13 protein-coding genes are annotated in these 15,941 nt (G+C 71.1%); 6 read left to right on the forward strand and 7 right to left on the reverse strand.

Annotation, left to right across the window (positions count from 1 at the left end):
* Window positions 1-25: 25 nt before the first annotated feature.
* From pstA to pstS, 3 genes are all read right to left on the reverse strand, one after another.
* Window positions 26-1,129, reverse strand: a complete 1,104-nt coding sequence (gene pstA, locus B0B14_RS02880; RefSeq protein ID WP_076680012.1) for a phosphate ABC transporter permease PstA — start codon at window positions 1,127-1,129, stop codon at window positions 26-28.
* A gap of 1 nt (window position 1,130) precedes the next feature.
* On the reverse strand, window positions 1,131-2,072 hold the full coding sequence (gene pstC / locus B0B14_RS02885; protein ID WP_076680013.1) for a phosphate ABC transporter permease subunit PstC: 942 nt from the start codon (window positions 2,070-2,072) through the stop codon (window positions 1,131-1,133).
* A 79-nt stretch (window positions 2,073-2,151) separates the two neighbouring features.
* Entirely contained in the window at window positions 2,152-3,264 is a 1,113-nt protein-coding gene (pstS, locus tag B0B14_RS02890) for a phosphate ABC transporter substrate-binding protein PstS (protein ID WP_076680014.1), read from the reverse strand.
* A 170-nt stretch (window positions 3,265-3,434) separates the two neighbouring features.
* On the opposite strand from pstS, the gene B0B14_RS02895 reads away from it, so the two are divergent.
* From B0B14_RS02895 to B0B14_RS02905, 3 genes are read left to right on the forward strand one after another with little or no spacing between them, the layout of a single operon-like run.
* On the forward strand, window positions 3,435-4,091 hold the full coding sequence (locus B0B14_RS02895; protein WP_076680015.1) for a hypothetical protein: 657 nt from the start codon (window positions 3,435-3,437) through the stop codon (window positions 4,089-4,091).
* Between the two features lies 1 nt (window position 4,092).
* A complete protein-coding gene (locus tag B0B14_RS02900; protein WP_076680016.1) occupies window positions 4,093-8,025 on the forward strand; it encodes a Pls/PosA family non-ribosomal peptide synthetase in 3,933 nt (1,310 codons plus the stop codon).
* Window positions 7,983-9,314 (forward strand): M1 family metallopeptidase, encoded by a 1,332-nt coding sequence (locus B0B14_RS02905; RefSeq protein WP_256714228.1) that lies wholly within the window; start codon window positions 7,983-7,985, stop codon window positions 9,312-9,314. Before B0B14_RS02900 ends, B0B14_RS02905 begins: the two co-directional genes overlap by 43 nt.
* Here B0B14_RS02905 and B0B14_RS02910 read toward each other — a convergent pair.
* The 4 genes from B0B14_RS02910 to B0B14_RS02925 form a co-directional block, all read right to left on the reverse strand.
* Window positions 9,259-9,810, reverse strand: coding sequence for a 4'-phosphopantetheinyl transferase family protein (locus B0B14_RS02910; protein WP_256714229.1), 552 nt, complete (start codon window positions 9,808-9,810; stop codon window positions 9,259-9,261). The two genes, B0B14_RS02905 and B0B14_RS02910, sit on opposite strands and share 56 nt — an antisense overlap.
* A gap of 1 nt (window position 9,811) precedes the next feature.
* The gene (locus B0B14_RS02915; protein ID WP_076680018.1) at window positions 9,812-10,750 is read right to left on the reverse strand and encodes an NUDIX hydrolase; all 939 of its coding nucleotides are present in this window, start codon (window positions 10,748-10,750) and stop codon (window positions 9,812-9,814) included.
* Window positions 10,747-12,912 (reverse strand): RNA degradosome polyphosphate kinase, encoded by a 2,166-nt coding sequence (locus tag B0B14_RS02920; protein WP_076680019.1) that lies wholly within the window; start codon window positions 12,910-12,912, stop codon window positions 10,747-10,749. Before B0B14_RS02920 ends, B0B14_RS02915 begins: the two co-directional genes overlap by 4 nt.
* 62 nt (window positions 12,913-12,974) lie before the next feature.
* Window positions 12,975-13,673: a response regulator transcription factor gene (locus B0B14_RS02925; protein ID WP_076680020.1), complete on the reverse strand. Its 699-nt coding sequence runs from the start codon at window positions 13,671-13,673 to the stop codon at window positions 12,975-12,977.
* A gap of 104 nt (window positions 13,674-13,777) precedes the next feature.
* On the opposite strand from B0B14_RS02925, the gene B0B14_RS02930 reads away from it, so the two are divergent.
* The 3 genes from B0B14_RS02930 (at window position 13,778) to B0B14_RS02940 (ending at window position 15,937) form a co-directional block, all read left to right on the forward strand.
* The gene (locus B0B14_RS02930) at window positions 13,778-14,068 is read left to right on the forward strand and encodes a hypothetical protein (RefSeq protein ID WP_076680021.1); all 291 of its coding nucleotides are present in this window, start codon (window positions 13,778-13,780) and stop codon (window positions 14,066-14,068) included.
* A 136-nt stretch (window positions 14,069-14,204) separates the two neighbouring features.
* Entirely contained in the window at window positions 14,205-14,822 is a 618-nt protein-coding gene (locus B0B14_RS02935; RefSeq protein ID WP_076680022.1) for a heme-binding beta-barrel domain-containing protein, read from the forward strand.
* Window positions 14,822-15,937: a CAF17-like 4Fe-4S cluster assembly/insertion protein YgfZ gene (locus B0B14_RS02940; protein ID WP_076680023.1), complete on the forward strand. Its 1,116-nt coding sequence runs from the start codon at window positions 14,822-14,824 to the stop codon at window positions 15,935-15,937. Before B0B14_RS02935 ends, B0B14_RS02940 begins: the two co-directional genes overlap by 1 nt.
* Window positions 15,938-15,941 lie beyond the last annotated feature (4 nt).

Below are 15,941 nucleotides of genomic sequence, written 5' to 3' on the forward strand. Positions count from 1 at the left end.
CTCTGAGTTCTTTCGGGTGGGAGGCCTAGCGGCCGAGCTTGGGGGAGAAGATCTTGGCGACGAGCCGCGCGACGAGGTTCAGCACCATGACGATCACGATGAGCACGAGGGCGGCGGCCCACGCACGGTCGATGTACGCCGACGCGGGAATGCCCTGGTTCATGTACTGCGAGTACGCGAAGACGGGGAGGGTCGCCATGCGGCCGTTGAACAGGTCGTAGTTCATCGACGTGGCGACTCCGGCGGTCAGCAGCAGGGGTGCCGTCTCGCCGATGACGCGCGAGATCGACAGCATCACGCCCGTCGTGATTCCCGCCATGGATGTCGGCAGCACGACCTTCGCGATCGTGAGCCACTTCGGCACGCCGAGCGCGTACGACGCTTCGCGCAGCTCGTTGGGCACCAGACGCAGCATCTCCTCCGTCGAGCGCACGACGACCGGGATCATGAGCACCGAGAGCGCGATCGAGCCCATGATGCCCATGCGGATGCCGGGGCCGAAGATGAGCGCGAACACGGCGTACGCGAACAGGCCGGCCACGATCGAGGGGATGCCGGTCATGACGTCGACGAGGAACGTGATGCCCTTCGCGAGCTGCTTGCCGGCGCCGTATTCGATCAGGTAGATGGCCGTGAAGATGCCGATCGGGATCGAGATGACGGCGGCGGCGAGCGTGATGAGGAGCGTTCCGACGATCGCGTGCAGAGCGCCGCCGCCTTCGCCGACGACGTTGCGCATCGAGCTGCTGAAGAACTCCGCCGAGATGCCGGCGACGCCGTTGGCGACGACCGTCCACGCCACGGACACGAGCGGCACCATCGCGATCGCGAAGGCCGTGACCACGACGCCGGTGACGAGCCGATCGACGCCCTTGCGGGGCCCCTCGATGAGAGTGGAGACGATCAGGATGAGCACGAGGTACAGGACGGCCGTGACGACGGCCCAGCCGGCGATGTTGAAGGGCTCGCCCGCGGCAGGGCCCGTGACGGCGAAGAGGACGGCGGTGATGCCGGCGCCGGCGCCGAGGAGCGCCCAGGGCGTCCACTTCGGGAGCCGACCGTTGGTGAGGCGGGCCGGCGCGTGCGCGGACGACACCGGCGTCTGCTCGGGAGCGGTGGTGATGGTCATGTCAGTTGGCTCCCGAGAATTCCTTGCGGCGGCTGACGATCCAGCGGGCGAGCGCGTTCACGGCGAACGTGACGACGAACAGGATGAGGCCGGTCGCGATGAGGACGTTGATGTTGACGCCGTACGCCTCGGGGAAGGTGAGGGCGATGTTCGCCGGGATCGTGCTGGGGTTCTCGGAGGTGAAGAGTCGGAACGTGATGACGCCCGTCGCGGAGAGCACCATCGCGACGGCCATGGTCTCGCCGAGCGCGCGACCGAGGCCCAGCATCGAGGCGGACACGATGCCCGACCGACCGAAGGGGAAGACGGCCATCCGGATCATCTCCCACCGCGTCGCGCCGAGCGCGAGGGCGGCCTCCTCGTGGAGGACCGGGGTCTGGAGGAAGATCTCGCGGCAGATGGCGGTGATGATGGGGACGACCATGACGGCGAGCACGAGGGCGGCCGTGAAGATCGTGCGTCCGGTGGCCGACGCGGTCCCGGCGAAGAGCGGGAACCAGCTCGCGTTGACGGTGAGCCACGTGTAGACGGGCTGGACGGCGGGGGCGAGCACGAGGATGCCCCACAGGCCGAAGACCACGGACGGCACGGCGGCCAGCAGGTCGACGATGTAGCCGAGGCCCTGCGCGAGGCGGCGCGGCGCGTAGTGGGAGATGAAGAGCGCCACAGCGACGGAGAGCGGGACGGCGAGGAGGAGGGCCAGGAACGAGGCCCAGACCGTGCCGAACGCGAGAGGCCAGACGTAGGCCCAGAAGTCGGTGCTGAGCAGCGACGCGTCCTCGCGGGTGGCCGTCAGGCCGGGAACGGACTGCACGATGAGGAAGATCGCGACGGCGGCGAGGGTCACGAGGATCATCGAGCCGGCGAAGAGTGCGGTGCCGGAGAACCAGCGGTCGCCGAGCCGCTGCTTCGGCCGTGCCACCGGGGCGGTTGTCGTCGTCATGGGGTCCTGTCTCGGGTAGGTGCGACGTTCTCATGGTGGTACCCGGCCTGGCGGAAAGCCAGGCCGGGTACCGAGAGGATCACTCCGCGACGATGAGATCGATCGCGGCGTTGACCTTCTCGCGCAGCGTGTCGGAGATCGGAGCGCTGCCCGCAGCGGCGGCTGCGGACTCCTGGCCCTCCGTGCTCGCGATGTAGGAGAGGAAGCCCTTGACGACCGGGGCGACCGACGCGTCGCGGTACTGCTCGCACGCGATCATGTAGGAGATGAGCACGATCGGGTAGACGCCCGCGGCCTCCGAGGTGCGGTCGAGCGCGATCGCGAGGTCTCCCGCGCCACGGCCCTCTTCGAACGACGACGCGTCGACGATCGCAGCGGCAGCCTCGGGCGAGTACGACACGAACTCGTCGCCGACCTTGACGGCGGCGGTGGAGAGACCCTCTTCGGCGGCACGCGAGGCGTCCGCGTAGCCGATGGTCCCGTTGCCGCCGGAGACCGCCGACACGACGCCGGAGGTGCCCTGTGCGGCCTCACCGCTCGTGAGCGGCCAGACGCCGTCCGGCTCCGCCGTCCACGCGTCGGGCGCGGCCTGGAAGAGGTAGTCGGTGAAGTTCTCGGTGGTGCCCGAGTCGTCGGCGCGGTGGACGGGGGTGACCGCGAGGTCGGGCAGCGTGACGCCCTCGTTGAGCGCGGCGATCGCCGGGTCGTTCCAGTTCGCGATGTCACCGGAGAACAGTCCGGCGATCGTCGCGGCGTCGAGGTTGAGCTCGTCCACGCCGTCGAGGTTGAAGATCACGGCGATGGGGGAGATGTAGGTAGGGAGCTCGACGATGTCGGTGCCCTCGACGCAGGCGTCGAACGGTCCCGCGGAGATCTCGTCGGTGTTGAACGCGCGGTCGGAGCCCGCGAACGGGAAGGCGCCCGCCTGGAAGGACTCACGCCCTGCGCCCGAGCCTGCCGGGTCGTACGTGATGGTGACCTCGGGGTTGGCGGTCTGGAAGTCGGCGGTCCAGGCCTGGACCGCGACCTCCTGTGACGACGCGCCGCCGCCGGCGATCTCGCCGGACAGTCCTGCGGGGGCAGAGGGGTCGGTGGTGCCGCCGGTGCCGCTTTCGTTCGAGGCGCAACCTGCGAGTGCGAGGGCCGCGATAGCGGCGACAGCGCCCACCTGGGCGATGCGGGAGATCTTCACTGTGTGAATCCTTCACGGGTAAGGGAGACGTGCCCGGTGCAGGGCACGTGAGTGAAGCTAGACAGCCGTTCTTAAGCGATCGGGCTGTGACGGTGAACGAGAGGTGAACGAGCCCGGGCGGAAGGGGACGGCTCTCGGCCCGTTCACCTGCCTGCTCTATGGTTCTGTGCATGGCCAAGACGACGAAGCACGAGCGCCGCGCTCTCGAGGCGATGGACGATGCCGCGGCTGCGGCGAAGATCGCGAAGCGGGCGGCGAAGGATCTCCCGCGCAAGCTCGCGAAGGACCTGAAAGACGTCGCCGCGGATGCGCGTGCGGCCGCCGACGCCTCGAAGAAGCAGGTGCGGAAGGATCCGCGCAAGGTCGAGAAGCGGGCGACGAAGGCGACGAACGCCGCGCTGGCCGCGACCGACGACGCGATCGCGCGCGCGGAGCGGAAAGCGGCGAAGGCTGCGGCTGCGGAGCGGAAGGCGGCGGAGGCCAAGGCCGCGAAGAAGGCGGAGAAGGACGCGAAGAAGCCGGGGAAGCCCGCGGGGAAGACGGAGAAGGACGGGAAGGTCGTCACGCCGACGAAGCGCGCCACGAGCGTGAAGCCCGCCGCGATCCCCGACACCGCGGCCCCGCTGTCGGAAGATGACGCCCGGGATGTCGTCGACGTCGAGATCGTCGAGGCCGAGGGCCCCGACGTCGAGGTGTCCGACGCCGCACCGGCCCCCGTCGGCCTCTCCGCGCTCACCGTGGCTGCGCTGCGCGACCGCGCCAAGTCGGAGGGCCGCACCGGGTACTCGCGACTGACGAAGGCGCAGCTCGTCGAGCTCCTCGCCTGACGTGGCGCTCGGCCCTCGGCATCCGCTCGACCGCTCGGGCGACGCCCCGCCGCCTCGCACGCTGATCGACGTCCTTCGCGACACGACCGCGCGGCATCCGGAGGCGTCGGCGATCGACGACGGATCGGGCGCCCTGAGCTACCGCGAGCTCATGGCGCGCGTGTCGCGCACGGCCGCTCTCCTGCACGACGCGGGGGTGCGGCGAGGCGATCGCGTCGGCGTGCGCGTGCCGTCGGGGTCGAAGGAGCTCTACCTCTCGATCCTCGGCATCCTGGCCGCCGGTGCGGCGTACGTGCCCGTCGACGCCGATGATCCCGACGAGCGCGCCCAGCTCGTGTTCGGCGAGGCCCGCGTCGTCGGCGTCATCACCGGCGAGGGCGAGTTCGAGCCGGCCACGGAGGAGGAGGATGCCCCGGCATCCGCTCTGTTCGCGGGCGCGGCACCGCACCCGAGCACGCACGCCACCGTCGTGGTGCCCCCGCCGACCGTCGACGACGATGCGTGGATCATCTTCACGTCGGGATCGACGGGCGTGCCCAAGGGTGTCGCGGTCTCGCATCGCTCGGCCGCGGCCTTCGTGGATGCCGAGGCCCGACTGTTCCTCGCGGATGCGCCGCTCGGACCGGGCGACCGCGTCCTGGCAGGACTCTCCGTCGCCTTCGACGCCTCGTGCGAGGAGATGTGGCTCGCGTGGCGCCACGGCGCGTGCCTCGTGCCCGCGCCCCGCTCGCTCGTGCGCTCGGGTGAGGACCTCGCCCCCTGGCTCGTGCGGCAGTCGATCACAGTGGTCTCGACGGTCCCGACGCTCGCCGCGATGTGGCCGGCCGACGCGATCGAGAACGTCCGGCTCCTGATCTTCGGCGGGGAGGCGTGCCCGCCGGACCTGGTGGCACGGCTCGTCTCGGAAGGACGCGAGGTGTGGAACACGTACGGGCCGACGGAGGCGACCGTCGTGGCGTGCGCTGCGTTGCTCGACGGATCCTCCCCCGTCCGCATCGGACTCCCGCTCGACGGCTGGGCGCTCGCCGTGGTCGACGCCGACGGCGAGCCGGTCTCCGCGGGCGGCACGGGCGAGCTCATCATCGGCGGCGTCGGCCTCGCCCGCTACCTCGATCCCGCCAAGGACCTCGAGAAGTACGCGCCGATGCCGACCCTCGGGTGGGATCGCGCGTACCGCTCGGGCGATCTCGTGCGCGCCGATGCCGAGGGCCTCGTGTTCCTCGGCCGCGCCGACGATCAGGTGAAGGTCGGCGGCCGCCGCATCGAACTCGGCGAGGTCGAGGCTGCGCTGCAGGACCTCGCCGGCGTCACCGCGGCCACCGCCGCTGTGCGCACGACGGAGGCCGGCGTGCCGGTGCTCGTCGGCTACCTCGTCGTGGAGGGCGACTTCGACCGCGCCGCCGCACGGGCCGAGCTCGCCCAGACGCTGCCCGCGGCGGTCGTGCCCCTCCTCGCGGTCGTCGACGACATGCCGGTCCGCACCTCGGGCAAGGTCGACCGCGCGGCGCTGCCGTGGCCGCTCCCGGGTGTCGAGCTGCCGGTGTCGGGTCTCAGCCCCGCCGAGGCCTGGCTCGCCGAGCAGTGGCAGGCCGTGCTGGGCGTGCAGGTGCCCGACCGCAAGACCGACTTCTTCGACCTGGGCGGTGGCTCGCTGTCCGCCGCCCAGCTCGTCTCCCGCATCCGCGCACGGGTGCCCGAGTTCTCCGTCGCCGACATCTACGACGTGCCGAGGCTCGGCGCGATGGCCAAGGCGATCGGCCCGTTCCTCGCCGACGAGGACGTGCAGACCTTCCGTCGCCCTGCGCCGACGCCCCGCGCGACGCAGTGGGTGCAGACCCTCGTCGGTGTGCCGCTGTTCATCCTCACGGGCGTGCGCTGGCTGCTCTACGTCCTCACCGCCAGTGCGCTGCTGCGGCTCGTGCCGGGCTTCGACGCGCTCCCGGCGACGCCTTGGCCGATCCTCCTCGTCGGGCTCCTGGTGTTCTCCACCCCGTTCGGCCGCATGGCGATCGCCGCGGCATCCGCCCGGCTACTCCTGGCGGGCCTCGCCCCCGGCGACTACCCGCGCGGCGGTGCGACGCACCTGCGGCTGTGGCTGGCCGAGCAGATCGCCGATCAGGTGGATGCCGTGGGGCTGGCCGGAGCCCCCTGGATCACGCAGTACGCCCGAGCCCTCGGGGCGAAGATCGGTCGCGACGTCACGCTCCACACGCTCCCGCCGATCACCGGGATGCTCGAGGTCGGCGATCGCGCCTCGATCGAGCCCGAGGTCGACCTCAGCGGCTACTGGATCGACGGCGATCTGGTGCGCATCGGACGCGTGCGCATCGGCGCGGATGCCGCGATCGGCAGTCGCAGCACGCTCGCCCCGGGTGCGCGGATCGGCCAGCGCGCCGAGATCGCGCCCGGATCGGCGGTGTTCGGCCGTGTGCGGGCCGACCAGTCGTGGGCGGGATCGCCCGCGGTGCGGGTCGGTGGAACGCGCAGCGACTGGCCCCGGACGCCGCCGCCGCGTCGGCGGTGGTGGATGTGGGCGTACGGGGGCTCGGCGGTGCTGCTCGCCCTCCTGCCGCTGCTGTCGTTCGCCGTCGGCGCGCTGGTGCTCGCCCAGGGACTGCGCGGCGCCGCGGATCTCACCGCCGCCTTCCTCGCCGCACTTGTGTGGCTCGTGCCGGCGACGCTCGCCGTCGGGGCGGTGTTCGCGGCATCGGTCGTGCTCCTCGTGCGACTCCTGTCGATCGGCCTCCGCGCCGGGACCCACCCCGTCCACAGCCGGATCGGATGGCAGGCCTGGACGATCGAGCGCCTCCTCGACGCCGCGCGCACGATCCTGTTCCCGCTGTACTCGAGTCTGTTCACGCCGGTCTGGCTCCGGATGCTGGGTGCCCGCGTGGGTCGCGATGTCGAGGCGTCCACGGTCCTGCTGATCCCGTCGATGACGCACATCGACGACGGCGCGTTCCTCGCCGACGACACGATGGTCGGCTCGTACGAGCTGCGCGGCGGCTGGATGCGCATCGGCGAGGTGCGCATCGGGAAGCGCGCGTTCCTCGGCAATTCGGGCATGGCGGCGCCGGGCCACAGTGTTCCGCGCGACGGGCTCGTCGCCGTGCTCTCCTCGGCGCCGGTGAAGGCGAAGGCGGGATCGTCGTGGCTCGGATCGCCGGCGGTGCGTCTTCGCCGCCAGTCGAACACGGGCGACGAGAGCCGCACGTACGCTCCGCCGACACGGCTGCGCGTCGCGCGGGCGCTGTGGGAGCTGTGCCGCATCGTGCCGGTGATCGTGACGTGCGCGATCGGCCTCGCGGTGCTGTTCGCGCTCGCCGCTCTGCACGAGGCCTTCGGCGGGTGGGTCGCCCTCCTGCTGTCGGGCGTCGTGATGCTCGCGGCGGGGGCTGCCGCTGCGGCGATCTCGGTCGCTGCGAAGTGGATCATCGTCGGCCCGATCCGCGCGGGCGAGCAGCCCCTGTGGTCGAGCTTCGTGTGGCGCACCGAAGTGAGCGACACATTCACCGAGATGGCGGTCGCTCCGTGGTTCGCCCGCGCGGCGGCCGGCACCCCCGCCCTGACCGTGTGGCTGCGGGCGCTGGGGGCGAAGATCGGCCGCGGCGTCTGGTGCGACACGTACTGGCTCCCGGAGCCCGACCTGGTCACCCTCGGCGACGGATCCACGGTCAACCGGGGGTGCGTCGTCCAGACGCACCTGTTCCATGATCGAATCATGAGCATGGACACCGTCGAGCTCGAACCCGGCGCCACGCTCGGACCCCACAGCGTCGTGCTCCCTGCGGCGACGATCGGCGCGCACGCGACGGTCGGCCCCGCGTCCCTCGTGATGCGCGGCGAGACGGTCCCGGTCGGCTCGCGCTGGAGCGGCAATCCCATCGGACCGTGGCGAGCCGTCAAGGTGCGCTCGTATCAGTCGACCTCGTGAGCGGCGGCGACGACTACACCCCCCAGAGCGGTGACACCTCGTTCGACGTGACGTCGTACGAGCTGGAGCTCTCGTACCGGGTGCGCACCAACCGTCTCGAAGGGCGGGCGGTGCTGGACTGCGTCGCCGTGGTCGCGACGCGTTCGGTCGCTCTCGACCTCATCGGACTCCGGGTCGGCAGGGTGCGCGTCGACGGCGACGCGCGGACGCGCTTCGAGCAGGGCGCCCGCAAGGTGCGCGTCGCGCTCCCGAGGCTCGTCGCGGCCGGCGAGGCGTTCTCGATCGAGGTGACGTACACGGGCTCGCCCCGTCCCCGCGCATCGCGATGGGGCACGATCGGCTTCGAAGAGCTCGACGACGGCGCGCTCGTGGCATCCCAGCCCATCGGGGCGCCCACGTGGTTCCCGTGCAACGACCGCCCCGATGACCGGGCGACCTACCGGATCTCCGTCACCACCGACGACCCGTACACCGTCGCCGCGACGGGGGTCGCCTCGGCCCCCGAGCGGGCCGGCGGCGGCCGGTCCACCTGGGCATTCACGTGCGACGTGCCGATGGCCACCTACCTGGCCGCTGTGCACATCGGGCGGTATCAGCGCACGGCGCTCGGCCGGGCGACCCTCGTGCGTCCGCCCGCGCTGGCGGCCCGGGCGCACGACGCGTTCGCGTCGGTGCCGTCGATCCTCGCGTGCTTCGAGGACTTCTTCGGACCGTATCCGCAGGAGGAGTGCACGATCGTCGTCACCTCCGACGACCTCGAGATCCCCCTCGAGGCGCAGGGGCTCGTCGTGTTCGGCGCGAATCACCTCGACGCGCCATCGGCTCGTCTCGTGCCGCACGAGCTGGCCCACCAGTGGTTCGGCAACAGCGTGGGCGTCGCGAACTGGCGCGACATCTGGCTCAACGAGGGGTTCGCCTGCTACGCCGAATGGATCTGGTCCGAGGCATCCGGAGGCCCGTCCGCCGATGAGCTCGCCCGTCGGCACCATGCCCACCTCGCGGGACTGCCACAGGACCTCGTGCTCGCCGATCCGGGTCCCGACCTGATGTTCGACGACCGCGTGTACAAGCGCGGGGCGCTGACGCTGCACGCCCTGCGGCTCACGGTGGGGGATGCCGCCTTCCGCGCCCTGATCCGGGCATGGACGCGGACGCATCGGCACGGTCTCGTCGAGACGGCCGACTTCGTCGCCCGCGTCGAGGAGGAGACCGGCTCCAGCCAGGCTCCGCTGCTCACGGCGTGGCTCGAGCAGCCCGCCCTTCCTCTGCTGCCCGCACCGCGACGCTGACGAGCACGCCGTCGGGACCGTCGGCATCCCAGCCGTCGAATGCGCCACCTTCGCCGATGTGCGCCGACCAGCCCACGCCGTCGCCGGCCACCCGCACGCTCGCGGGATCGACGCGAAGGCCCCGCCCGTCGGCCTTGAGGACCGCCTCGACGCGCGTCCACGCCCGCACGGAGGGGGAGGACCCCGGCCCCAGCACGCCGGTGAGCCCGGCGGCATCCCGCACCGGATCGACCTCGAGCTCGGCGTCGATGCCGAGCGCCGACACGATGCGTTCGTCGGCGACCGCCACGATCGCGAAGGCTCCCGCGTAGGCGACCGACACGCGGGAGGGCGCCCCGGCGACCGCGATCGGGCCGTGCGGACCACCGCACCGGGGGCATACCTGCGTCAGCTCCACCCCGTCGGGCAGCAGAGACCGCAGCGTCGCCCACGCCGTCTCCCGCCGCGGGGTGCCGGGCGGGACGGGCGCCCAGGCCAGGCGCACGGCGGAGCGCACGTCAGCGCTTCGGCTCGTGGGTCTCGATCGCGACGATGCCCGAGCCCGGGTTCGTGGCCGACAGATGCACGACCGAGAACGCACTCGTCTCGAGCGACGATGCGCTGCCGAGGTAGGAGCCCCGCAGCGTCCCGGTGGCCAGGGCGATCTCCGTCAGGATGCCGGGGAGCACCGGGCCGTGACTGCACACCACCGCGGCGCGTCGACCCCGGACGAGGCGTCCGACGATCGTGCGCTCATCGGACTTGCCCTCCTCCCACGCCTCCTGGCTCACGAGGTCGGTCAGCTCGATGCGGCGGCCGATCGTCTTTGAGAGCGGCGTCACGGTCTTCACGCAGCGCGCTGCCGGGCTCGAGATGATCTGCACCGGTCCGAACGCGCGCAGCTGGCCCACCAGCGCCTCCGCCTCCCGCTTTCCGCGCGGCGACAGCGGTCGGGCGGTCTCGGTGCCCTTCCACTCCTCTCGCGACAGCGCCTTGGCGTGCCGCAGGGCGATGATCGGGAACGTGCGCAGCACGCCGTCGTCGACGAGCTTCGCGAAGTTCTCGAGGATCTCGACGTCGACGGGGTAGCTGAGGTGCTTGCGGGCCTTCTTGATGCCCATCCACTCGATGGCGGCGACTTCCTTGTTGGGCACGAACGCCGAGGCGCGGATCGCGGCGTCGGTGGCCTCGGCCGCCCAGTAGTGCACGATCTTCTCGCGCTTGTTGGGCATGCGGTAGCGGGAGACGCCGACGTTCACGCCGAGCGACACGCGGATGCCGGTCTCCTCGTAGATCTCGCGCACAGCGGTCTCTGCGAGGGTCTCGCCGGGGTCGACCTTGCCCTTGGGCAGCGTGATGTCGACGTATGCCGTGCGATGGATGACGAGGATCTTGAGCTTGCCGTCGACAAGCCGCCAGATCACGCCCCCCGCCGCGTAGATCGCGGTGTCGGTCATCGCACCGCCCGCGCGCGCCGGCGACGCTGGATGCTCGACATGGTGCGGTCCTGGATGTCGGTGAGCGCCTTGCCGTTCTCATCGACGCTGTGGCGCACCCACTCGCCGTCGGGCTGCAGGTGCCACGAGCTCGTCGTGTCGCTCATCGCCAGGTCGAACAGCTCGGTGAGCTCCTTCACGTGCGCGGGGGCGACGACGCGCACGAGCGCTTCGACGCGGCGGTCGAGGTTTCGGTGCATCATGTCGGCGCTGCCGATGTACACCTGCGGCTCTCCTCCGCTGTGGAAGGAGAAGATGCGCGAGTGCTCGAGATAGCGGCCCAGGATGCTGCGGACGGTGATGTTCTCGCTCATCCCCTCGACGCCGGGCTTGAGCGAGCAGATCCCGCGCACCCAGACCTCGACGGGCACGCCGGCCTGGCTGGCGCGGTAGAGGGCGTCGATGATCTGCTCGTCGACCATCGAGTTGACCTTGATGCGGATGCCCGACGGCTTGCCGGCGATCGCATTGCGGCGCTCCTTCTCGATGAGGCGCAGCAGACCCTTCCGCAGGTGGAGGGGCGCGACCAGGAGGCGCTTGAACTTCTTCTCGATCGCGTAGCCGCTCAGCTCGTTGAACAGGCGCGTGAGGTCGCCGCCGACCTTGTCGTCGACCGTGAACAGACCGAAGTCCTCGTAGATCCGGCTCGTCTTGGGGTTGTAGTTGCCGGTGCCGATGTGGGAGTACGAGCGCAGCACGCCGTCCTCCTCGCGGATGACGTTGACGAGCTTGCAGTGCGTCTTCAGTCCCACGAGGCCGTACACGACGTGCACGCCCGCCTTCTCGAGCTTGCGCGCCCACAGGATGTTGTTCGCCTCGTCGAAGCGCGCCTTGACTTCGACCAGGGCCAGCACCTGCTTGCCCGACTCGGCGGCGTCGATCAGCGCCTGGACGATGGGGCTGTCGCCCGAGGTGCGGTACAGCGTCTGCTTGATCGCGAGCACGTGCGGGTCGCGCGCCGCCTGCTCGAGGAAGGCCTGCACGCTCGTCGTGAACGATTCGTACGGGTGGTGCACGAGCACGTCGGCCTTGCGGATCGCGGCGAACAGATCGGCGCGGCCGTTGAGTTCGGCGGGCTGGAACGGCACGGCCGTCGTGGGCACGTGGGGCGGGTAGTGCAGCTCGGGGCGGTCGATCTTGGAGAGATCGAACAGGCCGCGCAGGTCGAGGGGTCCTGAGAGGCGGTAGACCTCCTGCTGGGTGATGTCGAGCTCCCGGATGAGGAGGTCGAGCGTCACGTCGTCCATGTCCTCGTTGACCTCGAGGCGGATCGGAGGCCCGAAGCGTCGACGCAGGAGCTCGGCCTCGAGCGCCTGGATGAGGTTCTCGGTCTCGTCCTCCTCGATGGCGACGTCTTCGTTGCGGGTCAGGCGGAACGCGTGGTGATCGAGGATCTCCATCCCCGGGAACAGGTCTTCGAGGTGGTGGGCGATCAGCTCTTCCAGCGGGATGTAGCGCACCGCGTCGTCTTCGCGCGCGACGCGCACGAACCGGGGGAGCATCGGCGGCACCTTCAGGCGCGCGAACTCCTGGCGGCCGGTGCGGGCGTTGCGGATGCGGATCGCGAGGTTGAGCGAGAGTCCCGAGATGTAGGGGAACGGATGCGCGGGATCGACGGCGAGGGGCATCAGCACGGGGAAGACCTGCGCCTGGAAGTACTCGTAGAGGGTCGAGCGCTCGTCGTCGCTGAGCGACTCCCACGTCACGACCTCGATGCCCGACTCCGCGAGCGTCGGGCGCACGGACTGCATCCACGCCTCCGCGTGGCGTCGCTGCAGCGCGTGCGCCAACTCGGCGATGTCGCCGAGCACCTCGGACGGCGCCCGCCCGACATTCGTCGGCACGGCGAGGCCCGTGACGATGCGCCGCTTGAGGCCGGCCACCCGCACCATGAAGAACTCGTCGAGGTTGCTCGCGAAGATCGCCAGGAAGTTCGAGCGCTCCAGCGCCGGCAGTGAGGGATCCTCGGCGAGCTCGAGCACGCGCTGGTTGAACGCGAGCCAGCTCAGCTCGCGATCGAGATATCGGTTGTCGGGGAGCTGAGAGTCGAAGACCTCGTCGAGATCGAAGTCGTCATCGTCGGCATCGCCGAGGCCGGTGTCGAGCACCTCGTCCTGGATCATTCCCTCATCATGCCAAAGGGATGTGACGCGTGGGTGAACGGGGGCACTGCGCGCCGGCCGCGCTACGCGCCGGTGCGCTCGCGGGGTGCGGGGACCTGGTCGTCTTCGTACACGTTGAAGCGGTACCCGACGTTGCGCACGGTCCCGATGAGCTGCTCGAGGTCGCCGAGCTTGGCCCGCAGCCGCCGTACGTGCACATCGACCGTGCGGGTGCCGCCGAAGTAGTCGTAGCCCCACACCTCGCTCAGCAGCTGCTCGCGCGTGAAGACGCGGGAAGGATGCGTCGCGAAGAAGTGCAGGAGCTGGAACTCCTTGTAGGTGAGGTCGAGCGGGCGCCCGTGCACCTTCGCCGAATACGACGACTCGTCGATCGTGATGCCGGACGTCGAGATACGGGTCGAGACCTGTTCGGCGCTCTGCCGGCCGATCGCCAGGCGCACGCGGGCATCCACCTCTGCCGGGCCCGCCGTCACCAGGATGACGTCGTCCACGCCCCAGTCGGGGGAGACGGCGGTCAGTCCGCCCTCGGTCACGACGAGCAGGAGCGGTGCGTCCAGCCCCGTGGTGTTGAGGATCTTGCACAGCGACTTGGCCCCGACGAGGTCGATGCGCGCGTCGACGAAGATGATGTCGGCGCTCGGCGCGTTCACGAGCGACGCAGGCGTCGCGGGGATCTGCCGCACGCGATGGCTCAGCAGCTCGAGCGAAGGCAGGACGTGGCCGCCTCCGGGTGCGGAGCTCAGGACGAGAAGCTGTGCCAAAAGTGGACCCTTCCGGCGCGGGGTGGCGCCGTGGAACCAGTGTAGGGCGTGCCGGCGGACCGCCGGATCGTGCGGGATCGTGCCCGGTGGGCCAGAATGGGACCGTGGCCATCCCCGAGCTCGCACCCCGCCGCACGATCGGCGGCATCGTCGCGGTCTGGGTCGCGTCCGCCGTCGCGGCGATCCTGATCGGCGCGCTCGTGCAGCCCGACGGTCGCGGAGCCTGGCTCACGGTCGCCCTCGGCGGCAGCATCCTGCTCGCCTTCGCCATCCAGCTCGCCTACGGGCGATCCCAGGGGTTCACCCAGCGCGTGGCGGCGAGCACTCTGGGCGCCCTCCTGGTGATGGGCGTCATCAGCCTCGGGTTCGGTCTCGCGGCGATCGTCCCGGGCTAGACTCCTGGTATGGATCTCGTCGCACTCGAACTCTTCTTCGTGGGGCTCTTGGGGCTCGCCTCCCTCGCGATCGTCTTCGTCTCCGGTGCCGTGGTCTGGAACCTCTATCGCGGCCAGCGCTGACGGGAGGCGCGTCGTGCTCGATCTTCCCGGGGATCTCCCCTCCGACATCGTGCCGCTCTCGTGGCTCCTCGGAGTGTGGGAGGGCACCGGCGTCATCGAATACGAGGCCGGCGACCACCGCTTCACGGGGGAGTTCGCCCACCGCGTGAGCTTCAGCCACGACGGCGGCGGGTACCTCAACTACTCCGCGAGCGCCTGGCTGCTCGGCGAGTCCGACCCGCAGACGGAGGCCGCCCGCACACCGCTGGTCTCCGAGGTCGGGTACTGGAGGCTCGCCCGCCCCGCGACGGATGCCGATGCCGGCCCTGGCCTGCTGCCCGCGGTGTCGACGGCTCCGGCGCGCACGGTCGACGACGTCGAGGCGCTGCGCACCGACGGAGGGGCGTTCGAGATCGAAGTCGCCCTCGTGCACTCCGACGGCGTGAGCGAGCTCTACCTCGGCGAGGTGCGGGGCCCGCGGATCGACATCGCGACCGACGCCGTCGTGCGCCCGTCGGGGGCGAAGGACTACGTGGCCGCCACCCGCATGTACGGGCTCGTCGACAACCACCTGCTCTGGGCATGGGACATCGCCGCGCTCGGCAGCGAACTCGGCTCCCACGCCTCGGCGCGACTCGCGCGGGCGGAGTGATGTCCGCCGCCTTCGAGCGCGTCCCGGGCGCCGTCGTCACCGACGGGGTGCTCCAGCACGTGGGCAACCCGCTCGCCGAGCAGCGTGCGCTCGCGGCGGGTACCGCCGTCGCGCCGCTCGGCGATCGCCGCGTCCTTGCGGTCTCCGGCGAGGACCGGCTGTCGTGGCTGGACTCCCTGGCGTCGCAGGCGCTGAAGGGTCTCGCTCCCGGCGTCGGCACCGAACTGCTGATCCTCGATCCGAACGGACGCGTCGAGCACGCGGCATCCGTCGTCGACGACGGCGAGACCACGTGGCTCATCGTCGACGCGGGCGACGCCGACGCGCTCCTCGCGTGGCTGATGCGCATGCGCTTCCGCCTGCGCGTCGCGCCGCGCGATGCCGGAGACGAGTTCGCCGTGATGGGCGGGACGGCGGCCGCGGTGTCGGCCCTGTCCGAGACGCCGCTCGTGTGGCGTGATCCCTGGCCGGGCGTCTCCGCGGGCGGCCACGGCTACGCGACGGTCGTGCCCCACCCCGGTGCCGAGCGGGACTGGGCCGAGGCGATCGTGTCGCGGTCCGACGAGCAGCGCATCGCCGAGGCGGCGGCCTCGGGCGATCTCGCCCTCGCCGGCCGCACCGCGGTCGACGCGCTGCGCATCGCCGCCTGGCGTCCGCGGTGGTCGGCCGAGGCCGACGAGCGCACCCTGCCGCACGAGGTCGACTGGATGCGCACGGCGGTGCACCTCTCCAAGGGCTGCTACCGCGGCCAGGAGACGGTGGCCAAGGTGCACAATCTCGGTCATCCGCCGCGGCGTCTGGTCGCGCTGCAGCTCGACGGCTCCGACAGCGTGCTGCCCGAGCGGGGAGCGGCTGTTCGCCTCGAGGGCGCCGAACCCGACGCGCCGCCCGTGGGCGCCGTCACCTCGGTCGCCCTGCACTACGAAGAGGGCCCCATCGCCCTGGCGCTCGTGCGCCGCTCCACGCCGATCGACGCGACGCTCCTCGTCGACACCCCCGACGGTGTCGTCACCGCGGCCCAGGAGACCGTCGTGCCTCCCGAGGCGGGGGCCACGGCATCCGTTCCCCGGCTTCCGCGGCTCGGTCGCCGCACGGCGGCCCAGAAGCCCGCGTGACCCC

Origin of the sequence: Microbacterium sp. RU33B (genome assembly GCF_900155915.1) — a bacterium.
Taxonomy (GTDB): Bacteria; Actinomycetota; Actinomycetes; order Actinomycetales; family Microbacteriaceae; genus Microbacterium.